Genomic DNA, 203 nt, shown 5'->3' on the forward strand with positions numbered 1-203 from the left:
TAGTGCGGCGTCTGCTGCTGTTCGATGTACTGCCGGATAACGGCGATAGGCGCACCGCCGCAGCTACCGGCAAAGCAGGAAGGCGACCATAGCGCGCCGCCCCAAAGCTTCTTGCGGATGCTCGGATCGTTCTTCTTCCGAATCATGCGGCTGGAAACGCCTTTCAGGCTGTTGACCAGATTGGAAACGGAAACCTTGGGCGG

General features: G+C 59.6%; 1 protein-coding gene. It reads right to left on the minus strand.

The window, feature by feature from the left end:
* Window positions 1–203, minus strand: a 203-nt coding sequence (gene tnpA / locus F1735_RS38755; RefSeq protein WP_167241696.1) for an IS200/IS605 family transposase, incomplete at both ends; no start/stop codon positions are given.

Origin of the sequence: Massilia genomosp. 1 (assembly GCF_011682185.1) — a bacterium.
Classification (GTDB): domain Bacteria; phylum Pseudomonadota; class Gammaproteobacteria; order Burkholderiales; family Burkholderiaceae_D; genus Telluria_A; species Telluria_A rubra.